Source organism: Pseudomonas sp. GL_091 (assembly GCF_057837725.1).
Genome location: NZ_CM174451.1, coordinates 1600592 through 1619953, shown reverse-complemented (window position 1 = coordinate 1619953; position 19362 = coordinate 1600592). Strand labels below are relative to the sequence as shown.

The window sequence follows — 19362 nt, the reverse complement described above, 5'->3', positions numbered from 1 at the left end:
ACACTCGAGCAGCCAGACATGGCCCGCAGTCTGCGTAGTCCAGGATGGCCAGCGCTCCGACTTCGGCTCGGCGGCTGGTTGCTGCTGGCTGGTTTGCTACTGAACGTATTCAACGGGATCCGGGCCGACTGGGATTTTGCGCAGATCCTGCAAACCGTTGAAAAACGCTACGGCCCCCTGGGGCCGGCGCGAGCTCGGATCGAGGCGTGGAGTCAAATGCTGCAAAGTGCACGCGGCGCCCCCGAACGCGAGCAGCTCAACGTGGTAAACCACTTCTTCGATCAGCAGCTGAACTTCCAGGACGACACGCGCATCTGGCAACAGACCGATTACTGGGCCACGCCCGTCGAAGCCCTGATCAAGGGCGCCGCCGATTGCGAGGACTACGCTCTGGCGAAGTATTTCAGCCTGCGCCGACTCGGCATTCCCAGCGAAAAACTGCGCATCACCTACGTCAAGGCCCTGAGCCAGAACCAGGCGCACATGGTGCTGACGTTCTACAGCACCCCCACGAGCGACCCACTGGTGCTGGACAACCTGATCGGCGATATCCGCCCCGCCTCCCAACGCAAAGACTTGCTACCGGTGTACGCCTTCAACGCCGAAGGCCTGTACCTGCCGGGCAAAAACGGTGGCCAGCGCAGCAGCGACTCGAAAAAGCTGTCGCGCTGGCAGGAGGTGTTGAAAAAGATGCAGGCCGAAGGGTTCGACATCGGCGACGGCTAACCGCCCTGGCAAGGAGCGATGTATGACACTGCGTAAACAGTTGTTCCTGGCCATCTGCCTGTTCCTGCTGGTGGCGTTCAGCGGCAGTTTTTTTGCCGGCCTGGAAAGCTCCCGCGAGCAAACGCTCAGCCAACTGCGCGCCCACGCCCAAGACGCGGCCACCGCGCTGGGACTGTCGCTGACGGCACAGGTCGATGACCCGGCAGTGATGGAGCTGATGGTCAGTTCGATTTTCGACAGCGGCTATTTCAGCAGCATCCGAGTTATCAAGCTCAAGGATCAGCAAACCCTGGTGGAACGCACTGCACCGACGAAAATCGACGGTGTGCCTGACTGGTTCGTCAACCTGGTCGACCTGCGCCCGGAAGGTGGTGATGCCTTGATCATGCGCGGCTGGGAACAACTGGCACGGGTCGAAGTCCTGAGCAATCCGCAATTCGCCCTGGCCAAGCTCTGGGACAGCACCCTCGGCAGCCTGATCTGGTTGCTGTTGTGCGGGTTGTTCAGCGCGATGATTGGAGGATGGATGCTGCGCCGACAATTTCGCCCACTCGACAGCATGGTCCGACAGGCTGAAGCCATCAGCAAACGCGAATTTCTCAGCCTGCCGAAAGTGCCGCGCACACCGGAATTGAAACGGGTGGTGCTGGCGATGAACCAGATGGTCGAAAAGCTCAAGGCGCTGTTCGTCGAGGAGGCTGCGCGCAGCGAAAAACTGCGGGCCGAATCCTATCTGGACAGCCTCACCGGCCTGGCCAACCGGCGCCTGCTCGACGAGCAACTGGCCGACCATTTACGCGTGTGCGAACAAAGCCGCGACGGCCATTTGCTGATGTTGCGGATCAACGACCTGAACGGCCTCAACCAGCGCCTGGGTGGCCAACGGACTGACGCGCTGATCACTGCCGTCGGCGAATTGCTCAAGCGCCTGACTCAACTACCGGAGCGTCGCACCTGGCTGGCGGCGCGTAATCGTGGCGGCGAATTCAGCCTGCTGACACCGGGCCTGGACGCTGAAAGTGCCGCGCACCTGGCCGCCGATATCAGCGTCAACCTGGAGAACCTGCGCTTGACTGGCGCCAGCGATTGCATGCCAGTCGCCCATCTGGGCGTTGTCGCCTACCACCCCGGTGAGCCGGTCAGCACCTTACTCCTGCGCCTTGATCAGGCGCTGACCGAGTCCCGGCAACATCCCGAACAACCCTGGGTTCATTTGAGCCATCGTGACACGGCACCGAATCACTCCCAGCACGACTGGCGCACCTGGATCGACGACGCCCTGACCCATGGCAAAATGCAGCTGTACTTTCAGCCCGTCGTGCAATGCGCCGACGCCCGCCAGGTGCTGCATCACAAAGTGCTCGCACGCCTGCTCGACCCGCAGGGCGAGGCGATTGCCGCCGGGCATTTCCTGCCGTGGATCGAGCGCCTCGGCTGGTCGGCACGCTTCGACCTGGCGATGTTCGAAGCCACGCTGGACGACCTGGTGGTCAACCGCAGGCCCCTGGCACTGAGCCTGTCCGGCAGCACCCTGAGCGACCCGGTGCAATGGCGAACAATCCTCGACCTGCTCGACTCCCTTCCCGAGCTGGCGCCGCTGCTGACCCTGGAAATCGACGAACGCCAGTTGCCATCCCCCGAAGAACTCCAGCGTTTGAGCCACAGCCTGCTTGCCACCGGTTATCGAATCGGCCTGCAACACTTTGGCGGGCGCTTCAGCCAGATCGGCAACCTCACCCAATTGGGTTTGGCGTACCTGAAAATTGATGGGGCCTACATTCGCAACATTGACGAGGAGCCTGATAAACGGCTGTTTATCGAGGCACTTTACCGGACGACCAACAGTATCGATTTGCCATTGATTGCAGAGCGAGTAGAAACCCAAGGGGAGTTGGAGGCGATCAGGGCACTGGGGGTATTTGGCGTAACGGGGCGATTGATCGGACCGCCGCAACCGATGTGAAGTAGTTGGGGATGACCCAATCACCGGAGCCATCCCCAAACGCGTCAACTACATGGTTTATCCCTGCAGGTTACAAGGAAAGCTGGAGCTCGTACGACCAGTAGGGCCATTGACCCTCAACGCAAACCTGCCAGCCGTATTTGCAGGGCACGTTATTTTCCAGGTCATGCTTCTGTTTGCGTAAGTGAAGCCAGGAATACAGTTGAAGTAATTTACATTAAGCTGTCCATCACCTTTTTCCCAGTACAGATACATATATTCCATTGAAGGACTACCCGGTTTTGCAACGACAGTCAGTGTTGTTGGTACACCGCCCCTGAACCCTGCTCCGTCACCAGGAACATCCACTCCATTCAGTTTGATCGTGGCGTAGCCCAAAAGGTTTGAGGAGCGCCTGATGCAGTCCGATACTGTAAGCGGCGTCATCCCTTGACCGGAAATGATGAGATCAAAAGCTACCTCTCGTGCTTCCGTTACGCCGGTCAGAAACCATTCCTGATCAGTGGTTTGTGTCATCACGAGTGGTCTACTGGTCACCGGGTCGGCCCCGGGCTGTTTGGCTTGCACCTTCAACATCAGTGGAAAGCCTGCAATGGGGCTATCGGGTTTAGCTCGAAAATTGAGGGTTATGCTTATACCCGGCCAAAACTCTTTCGCGCTTACAGGTATTAGTGTGAGGGTGCTGCCCAATGTAGCGTACCCTTTATCGGACAGGTTGGGCGACAGTACCCAACACGGAAACTCATGAACCTGATCAAACTCCCGGCTCAAAAACACCAGCCTGACACGCCCACTTAAATTCTCCGGCGTTAGTCTCCAAATTGCTTCATCGTCCTTTATCGACACCCAATCACCGAATGCAGGCTCGGCTCCGATGACCAATCCCTCGTCATTCACCAATCCCAGATTGATTTGTGTACCGTTCAGCCAGGGTGCTTTGACTATTAATTCATTTGACTACCCACGACGAAGTCCAATACCTGGCGAGTTCCACGCCACTTGTTCACCATTAATGAAAAAATTTGCCTGTTCCCATGGAGAACTTTTAGCTCCCGAAAAACCAGTTGTCGCTGTCATGATGCCACCTCTTGAAAAAGCAATGTATTTAAAAGAAAAAACACCACCCTAAAAAAACATACACAAGCACCACTGTCAGAAACACCAGTTAAATTACAACAAATCGCAACAAGAGAACGCCTTATAAATTTTATTCGAGTGACACCGTTCACTTCCCGAAAACCAACAAACACCTATTAATTATGATAGTAGCCACCCAGACCACTTAAAGCCTTAATTAACTTCGTTTCCCTCAACAGCAAATGGAGTTATCAATATGACCATAAAAACACCGAGCACCTCGGAGCGCTCCCCTGATACATCGATTAAAGCGACAGCACCTGTAACTTTCGATGAAATCCGCGATTCCAGCGATAGTCTCATTGGCGAAAACGGCACCACATACGATAAAAATCTGACCTTCAGGGGCACGTCCGAGGTAAATACCGCCCTCTGGTTGCGCGATGACAGGATCACACTCACTGATATGACCAGCAGTGCTTCGGGTAGTTGGGTCAAGCAGTTCACGCTGTCAGACTTCAAGCGCTACAAAATTTCCGCTATCGAAAAAAAACCGCCGCAGAATTTCTCCAAAAATAAAACCTTTGTCCTGGCGACCGAAACACCCATTATCAATTCCGTCGTTGGCAAGGACGGTGCTATCGAATACGGCGGCACCTACGACGGCGACTCGGTAGAAATCACCGGTAATGCGCCCCCCGACGTTGAAGTCGAAGCCTTCAATGGCGACGCGACAACGGGCAAGAAAGCAATGGTCAATGCTGACGGGCTGTTCAAACTGACCCTGGATGAGCTGGAAACAGGGCCATACAACATCAAGATCAAGGCGCCGAATAATAAAGAGTCCATTGTGTTCATGTTTACAGTGGCCGCGAGCATGCCGCTGAGTCTTGATGATGTGCTGGATGACAACGGCACCAGTGTGGATGAGGGCGATACCACGATCCATTCGACCCTGACCATCAAAGGCAAGGCACGGAAAAATGGTGAGCTGACATTGCTCGGCGGACAACCGGCGTCAGTGACAGTGACCACGAATGATTCCGGAGTCTGGGAGCACACATTCCGTGATTTGCCCGTGGCTCCCTACAGTCTGACCGCTCGAACAAACTATAAGCCTGTGGAAACGACTACCCCGCGGACCTTTACCGTGGTATTGGACGTCGAACTCAGCCTAGACGATGTTCTTGAATCAGAAGAGGGTCCCACTGTCCCTGACGCCGGCACCACCTACAAAGATTTGTTGATCATCAAGGGCCGTGCCCGCCCCGGCAAGAGCATTCAGCTACTCAATGGTGGCACTCCAATAGAAGATGCCACCGTAACAACTGACCCCGTAAATGGCGCCTGGAAAATTCCGCTGAAAGTATCCGAAGGTGCTTACAGCCTTACCGCAAAAGCGAACTATGGCGAGGGGGACGTCACCGCCCCCCCATACACCTTTAACGTGGAATCAACTATCAAGCCACACAGCACCCGTATCTACGATACATACGGCCCGATCGAGGATAACGGTAGCACCACGCAAAACTATGTTTATGCAAGGGGCCTTGCTGCCCCCTTAGAAGCGATCAAGCTCAAGATCAACGGAGTCATTGATGAGAGGTCAGAACCCGCAAATGAAAAGGGAAATTGGGTCAAACTCGTCTCTGAACTCACCCCTGAAACAAAGTATGTGATTAGTGCGGTAGCCCAGTACGGCGATAACGCAGAGTCTAATACATGGACCATTACCGTTGCGCCAGCAATGGACTCCACTGAGCGTTAATTAAAACTGAATACAGGCAACAGAAAAAAACCGCTCAATGCGGTTTTTTTCATTTAAATCAATGCACATCTGATGTTCATGGCATAAACCATTCCAGCCGCATCAGGCGTCAAATGCTTTCGTCAGCTTGAAAATTCAGCCATTTCACAAACACCAATGAAACTCATGGACATGGGCCGCTTATCGAAAACTAGCGTAAGTCTGTTATTTATGACAGTAGTCAGCGATCAAACTTGCCTCCCTAATGACTCCGTTTCCTTTCAGAATCGAATTGGGCGAAGCGAACAGTAACAGCAGCGGCGATTGGGAGACGCCGCTGATCACCGTGACCGATTTTAATTGCTTTGCGATATTCACAATGGGCAAATACGGCTCTGAACCGGTCTCCATTCCGCCCAAAAAGTTCACAGTAGCGATCGAAACCCCAATCATCAAAGAAGTACGCGAAGAGGTATTTCCTATTCCAGACAACGGCACGACCTATGAAAGATCGGTAACCATCCACGCCGATGCGGTGCCCAATCAAGACGCCAAGGCATTCGATGGGAAAACTGAACTGAAGTCCGGGTTAGCCAACGGTTGCGGAAACTCAGCATCAAACTCGTCGACCTGGAAGCAAAGACATACGCCATCAAGATCAAGTCTTCCGCTGGTAAAGAGTCCAGCGTTTTCACCTTTACCGTGAAAGTGGCGCACCCTTTGACCATCGACGAGGTGACCGACGACGAAGGCAATCCCGTTGAGGAAGGCGCGAGTACAACCAGAAGAACGCTGACCGTCGAGGGCGACGCACTCGAAGAAGGAAATATCTCGCTGATTGGGGGGATTCTGAACTGGTCAAGTAATCTGAACTGGTCAAGTAATTCTGGACTCCAGTTACGGTTTTCATGCCGCCAGTTTCTCCATAGCTGCCGGCGACCGGTAGTCGTTGTAGCTATGGAGCCTGACGTTGTTGTAACGCATCACATAACGCTGCACATCCACCCGGGCTTCATGCTCCGAGCTATAGCCATCTTCTGGCACCCACTCTGACTTGAGGCGTCCAAAGAAACGCTCCATTGGGGCGTTGCCGGATCAGCCGTTTGCTCGGACTTGCGTCCGAACAGGCGCTGACGCAGCAGCGCGTTTTCTTCTTCGAGAAAACCGACTCTGGACTGCATCTTCGCAAGCATCTGCTTGAGCAATTCAGGATCATCGGGGAGGTTTTCGGGCACGGAAATCATGCCCTGGATTATGCCGAATCAGGCCGTGAATCGCGGTGTCAAAACCTGATGAGGGCGGTTGCGCCAGAGATCAAAACCATCCAGTAGCCAGTTCAGTTCCTGCGCGGTCAGAACAATCGCCTCGTCAGTGGCATCGGGCGATGTTTTGAATCGCTCGGATTCGAGGCGTTTGAGCCAGAGACAGAAGCCGTTGCGCTCCCAATACAAAATCTTCACGCGGTTGCGCGGCTTGTTGAGGAAGACGAAAAGCACAGGGTCGAATACCCCGACTTTGATATCCAACTCGACCAGTGCCAGTTAAAGACTGTTACCTATGTGCTTGAACTGTTTTGTTACCTATGTGGGTGAGTCATACCGCTGCGAGTCTTGTATGTGGGGTTTATGGCGCGCTTACAAAAAACCCGCCATCCCTTACACAGGAATGGCGGGTTTTTTCATTTGGTTTTTCAGGTCACACCGTATCCACCTTCAACGAATGATCGTTGAGCATGCCGTTGATGATGGTCGCCGTGTCATGCCCGCCCGCGATCACCCCACCCGCTCCAGGCGTTACACCGTAATGACTGGCGAGGTTGACGCCAGCCAGGTCGATGGTCTGGTTCGGCGCGGCGCCGGCCATGGCGCTGACATCGATGCTGGTCACCGTCGACGGTCCGCTGCCGGTGACGGTGAAGTGCAGGTAGTCATCCAGTGAAGCCGTGGTACCGCTCTCCCCTTGCAGCAGTTGCGACAGGTCGAGCTTGTCGGTGCCGGGCGTGAAGTCGGTGATCACGTCATGGCCACTGTTGCCCTTGAGCCACTGGAAGGTATCAGCCCCCGTTCCGCCGGTCAGGGTGTTGTTGCCCAGGCCACCGATCAGCAAGTCATCGCCGCCCCCGCCGTTGAGGATGTCGTTGCCCAGGCCGCCGTTGATCACGTTGCCGTTGTTGTCACCGGTCAGGGTGTCGTTGAGGTTCGACCCGGTGAGGTTTTCGATGCCGGTCAGGGTGTCTGAGCCCGCGCCCAGGGTGTTCTGCGCAGCGAGCAGGCTGAGGTCGACCGTCACCCCGGCGCTGGAGTGGGCGTAACTGACCGTGTCGATGCCCGGGCCGCCATCGAGGATGTCATTGCCCGAGCCGCTGAACAGCAAATCATTGCCGGCACCGCCGTGCATCTCGTTGTTGCCGGAGCCGGCAGTGAGCACATCGTTGCCGTCTCCGGCATTGATGATGTTGTTGCCCGTGCCTGCCACCAGTACGTCATCGCCGCTGGTGCCGGTGAGGGTGTGGCCGTCCTGATAGCTGATGGTCAGGTTGGCCGAGTCGCTGCCGCCATGGTTGTCGTTGGCGGTGTAGGTGCCGTGGTAGTCCGGGGTGACGTCGTGTGCCCCGGCGTAGTTGACGGTCATGGTCAGCTGATAGTTTTCCGCCGCATTCGTATTGCCGTTACCGGGGTCGGTGATGTTGGTCATGTGGATCTGGTAAGTGCCATCCGCGCTTGCGGTGATGGTACCGCCATCGGCGATGCTGACGAACGCCCCACCGTTGAGCGAATACTCCATCGTGACGTGCCCGGCCGCCAGGTTGTGATCGAGGTTGAGCGTCTCGCCTTGTTTCAGATTGACCGTGATGAGGTCTTCATTGTTGCCATTGGAGCTGTTCGCTTTGTCGAGATAGCCACTGATCACCAGCAGCGCCGTCATGTTCGCTGCGTTAGCCGCAAAGGCATTGCGCACGTTTGCCAGACTCTGGTTGGCGGGGTTGTTATTGGTGTCGGCGAAGTTGATCGCGCCGGTCCCGGTGAAGTCCGCGCCCTTCACTATCCAGCCGGTGTTGAAGGAGGTTGGTGTCGCCGAGAGTTGATCGCCATTGGGATCGGTGTCGTTGGCCAGCAACAGTTCACCCGGAACCACGACGGTGCCCGAGAGTACGTTGGTGATGACGTTATCATCGGCGGCCACTGGCGGTGCGTTCGGTATGACTTTGACCGTCAGGGTGGCGCTGGCCAGGTCGCCGTCGTTGTCGCTGGCGGTGAATCCGATGGTTTCGGTGATCAATACCGACGTGGTTTTCTGCGAAATGTAGGCGTATTCACCGGTGTCGAGATTGATCTGCAAGGTACCGCTGTTGTTGGTGGCAATGCTCAACGTGTTGTCCACGGTGTTGAACGTGCTGTGGTTGAGCCCGCCGCTGAAGCTCAGCGAGCCCTGATTGCTGTTGCCGCTCGGATCATAGGTGTACGTGGTGCCGTCCACCGTGATGGTTTTGATGAAGCCGCCATCGGCGCCGAATGTGCCGCCCTCGCCCAGCAGCGAACCGGTGACCGGTGCGCCGATCACAGTGCCGGACAGCACCGAGTTGAGCTGGTTGAGGTCGGTCACCACCACTGCATTGGTGTCGGTGTGGCTGCTGCCGTCATAGGCCAGTGGATTGAGGTTGGCGTTGCTCACGCCACTGCCCAGGCCGATCGCGTAGTTCTTGATGTTGTTGGCATCGAGGAAGGCCTTCAACGCAGTCTCGTCGGCGGTGCCGATTTCCTGGCCGGTGGTGGGCTTGCCGTCGGAGAAGAAGTAGCCGACGTTTTGCGCACCGGTCAGTTTGCCCGAGGTGTTGAACGCGGTCTGCATGGTCACCACGGCCGCGTCGTAGTTGGTGCCGCCGTTCGCAATGAGGCCGGACAGCAGTGTCTTGGCGGTCGCGACATCGACCCACACCGAGGTCATGTCGGTGGCGCTGCTGCTGAAGGTGACGAGCTGCACTTTCACATCGCCGAGGTCGTCGTATTTATCCAGCAAGGCACTGATGGCCTGCTTGGCCAGATCCAGCCGCGACAGGCCCGACACGCCGGAAGGGTCGTCCATGCTGCCGGAGACGTCGAGTACGATCAGCAGGTTGGAATCGATCTCCACCGCCGCTACCGAGCGATCCGTTGCCACCGACTTGGGTACGTCATCGACAATGTTGACCACGATGGTGCTGGTGCTGCTGTTGCCCAGCGCATCGGTGGCTTTGTAGGTGAAGCTTTCACTCAGGCTGTTCGGCCCGTCGTTGGCATTCGGCGAGGTTTTCGGTGCCGAGGTCAGGGTGTAGGTGTAGCTACCGTCGGGGTTGAGCAGGATCTGCCCGTAGGTGCCGGTGGCGCTGCCGACCAGGGTGTAGATGAGCGCGCCGCTGCCACCCGAGACCGAACCGACCAGGGTCCCGGACGCGGTTTCGCCAGTGTTGCCCGGGTCGCTGCCGGTGACGGTACCGGCGGCCAGGTCCTGTCCGTCCTTGCTCAGGTCGAGGGCTTTTTCGTAGACCGTCACGTCGCTATCGGGGTTGGCCTTGATAATGCTGTCGGCCACGTCGATGGTGATGGTGGTGGTGCTTTCATCGCCATCGGAATCACGCACCGTATAGGTGAACGTATCGGTGGCCCCCGCATTGCCGACGGAATTCTGGTTGCTGTGATACACCGCATTGCCGTTGGCATCGAGGGTCAGGTAGCCATAGGTGCCATTGATCTGGTTGCCCAGCCCGCCGATGGCCGACGTCGAGGTATTGCTGCCGGCGCGTACGCCGACCACCGTCGCCGGACCATCGGCGCCGCTGATGTCGTTGCCCAGCACACTGATGTTGACGGTGCCGCCCTCCACTACCGACGACGAGTCAGGTTTGGCGCTCGGCAGGTCATCGACGATGTTGACGTTGATCTGCCCGGTCGCACTGTCGCCGTCCGTATCGGTGGCCACGACGTTGAAGTTCTCGGTGAGGCTGTTGGCGCCGTTGGCCGTTGGATGGGCTTCGTTATCGTTAAGCGTGTAGCTGTAGCTGATCACCCCGGTGGCGGCGGCGAACCCGGTGATGGTCAGCGTGCTGCCCAGTGGCGTCGTGATCGATTGCGGGAAGCCGGCGGCCACGCCTCCGGCGACCACAGTGATGCCGCCCACGGTCAGTGTCTGCAGGCCGTCGAGGGCAGCCACGGTGAACGTCCCGCTCTGGGTCAGGGCCGACGTGTTGGGGCTGGTGCCGTCGCTCAGGTTTTTTTCGTAGACCGTCAGCTCACCGCCATACACGTCGAGGCCGTTGAGGGTTACCTGATCGTCGTTGTTGTAGACGTTGAGCACCAGGTTGGCGGTGCTGCTGTCGCCGTCCGAATCGGTGATGGTGTAGGTGAAGGATTCGGAGCCGTCGCCGCCGCCGTGCAGGGCTTTGAAGTCGGCATCGCTGGTGTTCAGCGTGTAGGTGTAAGTGCCGTTGGCGTTCAGCACCAGGGTGCCGTAAGTGCCGGTAAAGGTACCGGGGGTGATCGGTCCCGCGTTTTCACCCACCGTCACCCGGTCGGCGCCTTGCACGTCGTTGCTCAGCACGTTGCCGTTGAGCGTCAGCAGGGTTTCCGAAGCGGTATTGGCATTGCTGTCGTACACGCCTTTTGGCAGGTCGTCGACGATGTTCACGTCGAGGCTGCCCGTCGCGGTGGTGCCGTTGTCATCGACCACGGTGACGGCGAACTGCTCAGGCAGGATGTTGGCGCCGTTGGCGTTTGGGTGGGCTTCGTTATCGTTGAGGGTGTAGCTGTAGCTCACGACACCGGTCGCGGCATTGAACCCGGTGATGGTCAGGGTGCTGCCCAACGGGGTGGTGATCGATTGCGGGAAGCCGGCGGCCACACCACCGGTGACCACGGCAATGCCGCCGACGGTCAGGGTTGTCACGCCATCGAGTGCGGTGACGGTGAAGGTGCCGCTTTGGGTCAGGGCCGGCGTATTGGGGCTGCTGCCGTCGCTGAGGTTTTTCTCGTAGACCGTCAGCTCGCCGCCATACACGTTGAGGCCGTTCAGGGTCACCGGATCGTCGTTGTTGTATACGTTGAGCAGCAGGTTGGCGGTGCTGCTGTCGCCGTCCGAATCGGTGATGGTGTAGGTGAAGGATTCGGTGCCGTCGCCACCGCCGTGCAGGGCTTTGAAGTCGACATCGCTGGTGTTCAGCGTGTAGGTGTAAGCGCCGTTGGCGCTCAGCACCAGGGTGCCGTAAGTCCCGGTAAAAGTGCCGGGGGTGATAGGGCCGGCATTTTCCCCGACCGTTACTCGGTCGGCGCCTTGCACGTCATTGGTCAGCACGTTGCCATTGAGCGTCAGCAGGGTTTCCGAGGCCGTTGAAGCATTGCTGTCGTACACGCCTTTTGGCAGGTCGTCGACGATGTTCACGTCGAGGCTGCCCGTCGCGGTGGTGCCGCTGTCGTCGACCACGGTCACGGCGAACTGTTCGGGCAGGGTGTTGGCATCATTGGCGGTTGGGTGGGTTTCGTTATCGTTGAGGGTGTAGCTGTAGCTGATCACGCCAGTGGCGGCATTGAACCCGGTGATGGTCAGGGTGCTGCCCAACGGGGTGGTGATCGATTGCGGGAAGCCGGCGGCCACACCACCGGTGACCACGGCAATGCCGCCGACGGTCAGGGTTGTCACGCCGTCCAGCGCGGTCACGGTGAAGGTGCCGTACTGGGTCAGCGCCGGTGCGTCCGGGTTGCTGCCGTCGCTGAGGTTTTTCTCGAAGACGGTGAGTTCGCCGCCCTCAACATTCAAACCGCCAATCGTGATCGAGTCATCGTTGTTGTGGATCTGCAGCACGAGGTTCGCCGTGCTGGTGTCACCGTCCGAATCGGTGATGGTGTAGGTAAAGGTTTCGGTGCCGTTGCCACCGCCCTGCAGGGCTTTGAAGTCCGCATCGTTGGGGTTCAGCGTGTAGGTGTAGGTGCCGTTGGCATTGAGCGTCAGAGTGCCGTAAGTGCCGGTGAAGGTGCCGGGGGTGATCGGTCCGGCGTTTTCACCGACAGTTACCCGGTCGGCGCCTTGCACGTCGTTGCTCAGCACGTTGCCGTTGAGGGTCAGCAGGGTTTCCGAGGCCGTTGAAGCATTGCTGTCGTACATGCCTTTTGGCAGGTCGTCGACGATGTTGACGTTGATCTGCCCGGTCGCACTGTCGCCGTCCGTATCGGTGGCCACGACGTTGAAGTTCTCGGTGAGGCTGTTGGCGCCGTTGGCCGTTGGATGGGCTTCGTTATCGTTCAGCGTGTAGCTGTAGCTGATCACGCCGGTCGCCGCGTTAAACCCGGTGATGGTCAGCGTGCTGCCTAACGGCGTGGTGATCGATTGCGGGAAGCCGGCGGCCACGCCACCGCTGACCACGGCAATGCCGCCGACGGTCAGGGTTGTCACGCCATCGAGGGCGGCGACGGTGAAGGTGCCGTTCTGGGTCAGCGCCGTGGCATCCGGTGCGCTGCCGTCGCTGAGGTTTTTCTCGAAGACGGTGAGCTCACCACCCTGAGCGTTCAAGTCACCAATCGTGATCGGGTCATCGTTGTTGTGGATCTGCAGCACTAAATTGGCGGTGCTGCTGTCGCCGTCCGAGTCGGTGATGGTGTAGGTGAAGGATTCGCTGCCACTGCCACCGCCATGCAGGGCTTTGAAGTCGGCATCGTTGGGGTTCAGGGTGTAGGTGTAGGTGCCGTTGGCGTTGAGCACCAGGGTGCCGTAAGTCCCGGTAAAGGTACCGGGGGTGATCGGTCCGGTGTTTTCACCGACCGTCACGCGGTCGGCGCCCTGCACGTCGTTGCTCAGCACGTTGCCGTTCAACGTCAGCAGGGTTTCCGAAGCGGTACTGGCGTTGCTGTCGTCCACGCCATTGGGCAGGTCGTCGACGATGTTCACGTCGAGGCTGCCCGTGGCGGTGGTGCCATTGTCATCGACCACGGTCACGGCGAACTGCTCAGGCAGAGTGTTGGCACCGTTGCCGGTTGGGTGGGCTTCGTTATCGTTGAGGGTGTAGCTGTAGCTGATCACCCCGGTCGCCGCGTTAAACCCGGTGATGGTCAGCGTGCTACCCAACGGCGTGGTGATCGATTGCGGGAAGCCGGCGGCCACGCCACCGCTGACCACGGCAATGCCGCCGACGGTCAGGGTTGTCACGCCATCGAGGGCGGCGACGGTGAAGGTGCCGTTCTGGGTCAGCGCCGTGGCATCCGGTGCGCTGCCGTCGCTGAGGTTTTTCTCGAAGACGGTGAGCTCACCACCCTGAGCGTTCAAGTCACCAATCGTGATCGGGTCATCGTTGTTGTGGATCTGCAGCACTAAATTGGCGGTGCTGCTGTCGCCGTCCGAGTCGGTGATGGTGTAGGTGAAGGATTCGCTGCCACTGCCACCGCCATGCAGGGCTTTGAAGTCGGCATCGTTGGGGTTCAGGGTGTAGGTGTAGGTGCCGTTGGCGTTGAGCACCAGGGTGCCGTAAGTCCCGGTAAAGGTACCGGGGGTGATCGGTCCGGTGTTTTCACCGACCGTCACGCGGTCGGCGCCCTGCACGTCGTTGCTCAGCACGTTGCCGTTCAACGTCAGCAGGGTTTCCGAAGCGGTACTGGCGTTGCTGTCGTCCACGCCATTGGGCAGGTCGTCGACGATGTTCACGTCCAATGAACCGGTCGCGGTGGTGCCGTTGTCGTCGACTACGGTGACGGCGAACTGCTCAGGCAAAGTGTTGGCGTTATTGGCCGCCGGATGGGCTTCGTTATCGTTGAGGGTGTAGCTGTAGCTGATCACCCCGGTCGCCGCGTTAAACCCGGTGATGGTCAGCGTGCTACCCAACGGCGTGGTGATCGATTGCGGGAAGCCGGCGGCCACGCCGCCGCTGACCACGGCGATGCCGCCTACGGTCAGGGTTGTCACGCCATCGAGGGCGGCGACGGTGAAGGTGCCGCTCTGAGTCAGCGCCGTGGCATCCGGTACGCTGCCGTCGCTGAGGTTTTTCTCGAAGACGGTCAACTCGCCACCCTGAGCGTTCAAGCCACCAATCGTGATCGGGTCATCGTTGTTGTGGATCTGCAGCACCAGATTCGCGGTTCTGCTGTCGCCGTCCGAGTCGGTGATGGTGTAGGTGAAGGATTCGCTGCCACTGCCACCGCCCTGCAGGGCTTTGAAGTCGGCATCGTTGGGGTTCAGGGTGTAGGTGTAAGTGCCGTTGGCGTTGAGCACCAGGGTGCCGTAGGTGCCGGTGAAAGTGCCGGGGGTGATGGGGCCGGCATTTTCCCCGATCGTCACGCGGTCGGCGCCTTGCATGTCGTTGCTCAGCACGTTGCCGTTCAACGTCAGCAGGGTTTCCGAAGCGGTACTGGCGTTGCTGTCGTCCACGCCATTGGGCAGGTCGTCGACGATGTTCACGTCCAATGAACCGGTCGCGGTGGTGCCGTTGTCGTCGACTACGGTGACGGCGAACTGCTCAGGCAAAGTGTTGGCGTTATTGGCCGCCGGATGGGCTTCGTTATCGTTGAGGGTGTAGCTGTAGCTGATCACCCCGGTCGCCGCGTTAAACCCGGTGATGGTCAGCGTGCTACCCAACGGCGTGGTGATCGATTGCGGGAAGCCGGCGGCCACGCCACCGCTGACCACGGCAATGCCGCCGACGGTCAGGGTTGTCACGCCATCGAGGGCGGCGACGGTGAAGGTGCCGTTCTGGGTCAGCGCCGTGGCATCCGGTGCGCTGCCGTCGCTGAGGTTTTTCTCGAAGACGGTGAGCTCACCACCCTGAGCGTTCAAGTCACCAATCGTGATCGGGTCATCGTTGTTGTGGATCTGCAGCACTAAATTGGCGGTGCTGCTGTCGCCGTCCGAGTCGGTGATGGTGTAGGTGAAGGATTCGCTGCCACTGCCACCGCCATGCAGGGCTTTGAAGTCGGCATCGTTGGGGTTCAGGGTGTAGGTGTAGGTGCCGTTGGCGTTGAGCACCAGGGTGCCGTAAGTCCCGGTAAAGGTACCGGGGGTGATCGGTCCGGTGTTTTCACCGACCGTCACGCGGTCGGCGCCCTGCACGTCGTTGCTCAGCACGTTGCCGTTCAACGTCAGCAGGGTTTCCGAAGCGGTACTGGCGTTGCTGTCGTCCACGCCATTGGGCAGGTCGTCGACGATGTTCACGTCCAATGAACCGGTCGCGGTGGTGCCGTTGTCGTCGACTACGGTGACGGCGAACTGCTCAGGCAAAGTGTTGGCGTTATTGGCCGCCGGATGGGCTTCGTTATCGTTGAGGGTGTAGCTGTAGCTGATCACCCCGGTCGCCGCGTTAAACCCGGTGATGGTCAGCGTGCTGCCTAACGGCGTGGTGATCGATTGCGGGAAGCCGGCGGCCACGCCACCGCTGACCACGGCAATGCCGCCGACGGTCAGGGTCGTTACGCCGTCCAGTGCGGCGACGGTGAAGGTGCCGTTCTGGGTCAACGCCGTGGAGTCCGGTGCGCTGCCGTCGCTGAGGTTTTTCTCGAAGACGGCCAACTCGCCGCCCCCAACATTCAAACCGCCAATCGTGGCCGGATCATCGTTGTTGTGGATCTGTAGCACCAGATTGGCGGTGCTGCTGTCGCCATCGGCGTCTGTCAGTGTATAGGTGAAGGTTTCAGTGCCGTCGCCACCACCGTGCAGGGCTTTGAAGTCGGCATCGCTGGTGTTCAGCGTGTAGGTGTAAGTGCCGTTGGCGTTCAGCACCAAGGTGCCGTAAGTGCCGGTGAAGGTGCCCGGGGTGATCGGGCCGGTGTTTTCGCCGAGCGTCACGCGGTCGGCGCCTTGCACGTCGTTGCTCAGTACATTGCCGTTGAGGGTCAGCAGGGTTTCCGAGGCGGTGCCATTGTTGTCATCGACTGCTTTGGGCACGTCATCGGTGATGCTGATATCCAGTGTACCGGTAGTGCTGTCGCCATTGCTGTCGCTGGCCACAACGGTGACGTGTTCGACAAGACTATTGGCACCCTCGCCGCTTGCGTGGGATTCGGCACGGTTGAGGGTGTAGCTGTAACTGACCACGCCCGTGGCCGGATTGTAACTGGTGACGGTCAGCGTGCTGCCCAGCGGGGAGGTGATCGACTGCGGGAAACCTGCCGCCACGCCGCCGCTGATCAAGTTGATCGCGCCGATGCTGAGGCTGCTCAGCCCGTCGGGCGCATTGATGGTGAAGGTGCCGCTTCGCGTCAGCGAGTCTGCGTTCCTCGCCGAACCGTCGGCCAGGTTGGCTTCATTGACGGTCCGCTCGCCGTTCTGCTCCGACAGGCCGTCGAAGGTGACCGGATTGTTCGGCACCTGCGCAACCACCGGCGGCACCACAGGGGCATCGGCCGCTACTGCGTTGTCCGGATTAGCGTTCAGGCGTTCTTCGGGAAGTTCGGGAATGCCATTGAACCCGGCAGTGGGGAAGCCGATGATCGGGTCGACTCGCCCGCCCACTTCTTCGAGCAGGACGAAACTATGGCCACTGCCCTGGACGCCGCCCGGTACACCGGCAGTCGTGGCAGGCCCGGCAGCGGTGGCTTCAGCGGTTTGGGTCGGGTCGTCGCCAGCCGCAATGGTTTTTTGCAGCTGCTCGACATCCGTCAGCTGCGCTTCGCTCGGCGTCAGCGCTTCAGGCGAGTCCACATGGGGAATCTGATTGGCGAGCAACTGCGGCGTCATCTGCATGCTGCTGCCGCGCCCGAGGGTCAGCTCCTGGCCATTTTGCAGATGCACCGCCACCGCGCCTTCAGCGCCGGTGTTCAGTTGGTCGCCGGCAAACAGCCTGTCCCCTTCGACCAAAGCACGCCGGGTACCGTCGCTCGCAATCGCGAACACCTGACCGATGACCTTACTGACGATACCGATGAGCGTAGCCATGTGCACTTCCTCCGCAGCCAACCGCTGTCGGCAGCTTGTTTGTGCGAAGAACGTGCTCATGGCTCAAGCGGGTTGTCTGGCGGATCGTGTTCCAGGTACCGGTTTACGTGAGTAAGCCGTGGCCCCGGCAACGATCTCGCCCAGCCAGTCGCTCACGGCGCTGTTTACGATTTTTGGAAAAACCCTTTGCAATCAATGGCATCGGATCCCTGTTCGCAACAACGTTGCCTGTGAGCGATGCGTAACGATCTTGAATCATTCAAGTGACAAAAAACCGTCGCCACCAGATCGCTCGCGTCCCTCCCCTCCAGCACTTCTCCGCTCTATGTCGATAAGTGGATTGGAACTTTCCTCAAACCCCGGTAAGCGCCCTAGAGCTCGTAAAACAAGGGCTTTCGACTTGAACAATGTGCTGGATTTTGTAGAGCGCATAAGTTTTTTTTTGCATAGCCGTTATGAAAAAAATTTCTTAGCTACGCTCCAGAATGTTCTTAGCTCTTTTGTTAAGGATGTGAAACAACTTTACCTATAAATATCGTCAAATAATTGGCGACTGATAAGCACCATCAGGAATCAGGGAGATGCAACATGCGCCTATTAACCCCCCTCTGCAGCGCGGTTCTCTTGGCCATGGCCTGCTCGTCCCAGGCTCAGGCCATGACGCTGACCGAAGCGATCCAGAGCACCATCGCGACCCACCCGGAACTGGCATCACGGGTGGACAGCCGCCTGTCGGCGGATGAGGACGTGAAGGTCGCCAAAGGGGGGTTTTATCCATCGGTTGATCTGAACGCCGCCTACGGGCGCGGGTACAGCGATAACACCAATACCCGGGCGCTCACTCCCAGCGGGCACAACACCGAAACCTTGAACTACACCCAGTCGGAATTGCGCCTGCGGCAAATGCTCTTCGACGGCTTCAACACCGCCAATGAAGTCCAGCGCACCCAGGGCGTGGTCAACTCGCGAGCCTATTACGCTCAGGGTACGGCTCAGGATCTGGCCCTGCGCACCACCGAGGTTTACCTCGAAGTACTCAAGCGCCGCGAACTGGTGACACTGGCCAAGAACAACCTGCAGGCGCACTTGCGGGTCAACGACCAGATCGGCCTGCGCACCCAGCGCGGCGTGGGCAGCAACGCCGATGCCGACCAGTCCAGCGCTCGCCGGGCACTGGCAGAAAACAACCTCGACACCGCCGAAGTCGATCTGGCCGATGCCGAGTCGAATTTCTATGCCGTTGTGGGGCGCATGCCCGATGAACTCGAAACCCCGCCATCGATTCGCGGCGAAGTCCCCACCTCCCTGCCCGAAGCCCAGCAGAGCATGGTGGAAAACAACCCTTACCTGAAATCCGCCCAGGCCGACGTGCAATCGGCCGAAAGCCAGTACGAAGTCGCCAAGTCGCCGTTCTACCCACGCTTCGACGCCGAGGCCGCAGTGGGCGCGAACAACAACGTGCAGGGTGACGAAGGCCACGACAACGAATGGCGGGTCGGCGTGATAATGAACTACAACCTGTTCCGCGGCGGCAGCGACAAGGCGCGCCTGGCCTCCGACTCGCACAAGATCAACCAGGCCATGGACATCCGTAACAATGCCCTGCGCCAGCTCAACGAGAACATTCACCTGGCCTGGAACGCCATGGTCAATGCCAAGAAACAAACCCCGACCGCCCGTGAATACGCCGACACCAGCAAGCGCGTACGCATTGCCTACCAGGACCAGTTCGGCCTCGGTCAACGGACCCTGCTGGACCTGCTCGACAGTGAGAACGAACTCTACAACGCCAACCGCCGCTACACCGAAGTGCGCTACACCGAAGAGTTCTCGATGTACCGTGTCCTGGCGAACATGGGCCAGTTGTTGAGCAAGCAACGGGTCGTATTGCCCGCCGACGCGATCGCCCAGACCGAAGTGAAAAACGAAGCGCGTCTGCCTGAAATGAAGTAGTGCCCGGGAGGGTTCA

Annotated in this window: 10 protein-coding genes and 1 pseudogene; 6 read left to right on the top strand and 5 right to left on the bottom strand. The window is 58.9% G+C overall.

Going from position 1 to position 19362, the window contains the following annotated elements:
- Positions 1 to 18 precede the first annotated feature (18 nt).
- Both lapG and lapD read left to right on the top strand, forming a co-directional pair.
- On the top strand, positions 19 to 726 hold the full coding sequence (lapG, locus tag AC3ITY_RS07365) for a cysteine protease LapG (RefSeq protein ID WP_489308287.1): 708 nt from the start codon (positions 19 to 21) through the stop codon (positions 724 to 726).
- Positions 727 to 748: 22 nt separating this feature from the next.
- Positions 749 to 2689, top strand: a complete 1941-nt coding sequence (gene lapD / locus AC3ITY_RS07360) for a cyclic di-GMP receptor LapD (RefSeq protein WP_489308286.1) — start codon at positions 749 to 751, stop codon at positions 2687 to 2689.
- A gap of 57 nt (positions 2690 to 2746) precedes the next feature.
- Here lapD and AC3ITY_RS07355 read toward each other — a convergent pair whose 3' ends face one another.
- On the bottom strand, positions 2747 to 3535 hold the full coding sequence (locus tag AC3ITY_RS07355) for a hypothetical protein (RefSeq protein WP_489308285.1): 789 nt from the start codon (positions 3533 to 3535) through the stop codon (positions 2747 to 2749).
- 28 nt (positions 3536 to 3563) lie between these two features.
- Here AC3ITY_RS07355 and AC3ITY_RS07350 point away from each other — a divergent pair, with 28 nt between their 5' ends.
- The 3 genes from AC3ITY_RS07350 (at position 3564) to AC3ITY_RS07340 (ending at position 6219) form a co-directional block, all read left to right on the top strand.
- Entirely contained in the window at positions 3564 to 3818 is a 255-nt protein-coding gene (locus AC3ITY_RS07350; RefSeq protein ID WP_489308284.1) for a hypothetical protein, read from the top strand.
- Positions 3819 to 4022: 204 nt separating this feature from the next.
- Complete coding sequence (locus AC3ITY_RS07345) at positions 4023 to 5534, top strand: hypothetical protein (RefSeq protein WP_489308283.1); 1512 nt, start codon at positions 4023 to 4025, stop codon at positions 5532 to 5534.
- Between the two features lie 271 nt (positions 5535 to 5805).
- Entirely contained in the window at positions 5806 to 6219 is a 414-nt protein-coding gene (locus tag AC3ITY_RS07340) for a hypothetical protein (protein ID WP_489308282.1), read from the top strand.
- 200 nt (positions 6220 to 6419) lie between these two features.
- Here AC3ITY_RS07340 and AC3ITY_RS07335 read toward each other — a convergent pair whose 3' ends face one another.
- From AC3ITY_RS07335 to AC3ITY_RS07320, 4 genes and pseudogenes are all read right to left on the bottom strand, one after another.
- Positions 6420 to 6593 carry an integrase core domain-containing protein gene (locus AC3ITY_RS07335; RefSeq protein WP_489308281.1) on the bottom strand — a complete coding sequence of 58 codons (174 nt, stop codon included), beginning with the start codon at positions 6591 to 6593 and terminating at the stop codon, positions 6420 to 6422.
- Positions 6566 to 6757, bottom strand: a pseudogene (locus AC3ITY_RS07330) (IS66 family transposase); the annotation flags it as partial. The pseudogene AC3ITY_RS07330 and the gene AC3ITY_RS07335, both read right to left, overlap by 28 nt.
- An 18-nt stretch (positions 6758 to 6775) precedes the next feature.
- Positions 6776 to 7039, bottom strand: a complete 264-nt coding sequence (gene tnpB / locus AC3ITY_RS07325; protein ID WP_489308280.1) for an IS66 family insertion sequence element accessory protein TnpB — start codon at positions 7037 to 7039, stop codon at positions 6776 to 6778.
- A gap of 169 nt (positions 7040 to 7208) precedes the next feature.
- A complete protein-coding gene (locus AC3ITY_RS07320; protein ID WP_489308279.1) occupies positions 7209 to 17393 on the bottom strand; it encodes a retention module-containing protein in 10185 nt (3394 codons plus the stop codon).
- 588 nt (positions 17394 to 17981) lie between these two features.
- Here AC3ITY_RS07320 and AC3ITY_RS07315 point away from each other — a divergent pair.
- Complete coding sequence (locus AC3ITY_RS07315; RefSeq protein WP_489308278.1) at positions 17982 to 19346, top strand: TolC family outer membrane protein; 1365 nt, start codon at positions 17982 to 17984, stop codon at positions 19344 to 19346.
- Positions 19347 to 19362 lie beyond the last annotated feature (16 nt).

Bases quoted from the DNA above. Each gene is read 5' to 3' on its own strand.
- AC3ITY_RS07335 (WP_489308281.1), bottom strand. From the start codon at position 6,593: ATGGAGCGTTTCTTTGGACGCCTCAAGTCAGAGTGGGTGCCAGAAGAT.
- AC3ITY_RS07345 (WP_489308283.1), top strand. From the start codon at position 4,023: ATGACCATAAAAACACCGAGCACCTCGGAGCGCTCCCCTGATACATCG.
- AC3ITY_RS07350 (WP_489308284.1), top strand. From the start codon at position 3,564: ATGACCAATCCCTCGTCATTCACCAATCCCAGATTGATTTGTGTACCG.
- AC3ITY_RS07320 (WP_489308279.1), bottom strand. From the start codon at position 17,393: ATGGCTACGCTCATCGGTATCGTCAGTAAGGTCATCGGTCAGGTGTTC.
- AC3ITY_RS07315 (WP_489308278.1), top strand. From the start codon at position 17,982: ATGCGCCTATTAACCCCCCTCTGCAGCGCGGTTCTCTTGGCCATGGCC.
- lapG (WP_489308287.1), top strand. From the start codon at position 19: ATGGCCCGCAGTCTGCGTAGTCCAGGATGGCCAGCGCTCCGACTTCGG.
- lapD (WP_489308286.1), top strand. From the start codon at position 749: ATGACACTGCGTAAACAGTTGTTCCTGGCCATCTGCCTGTTCCTGCTG.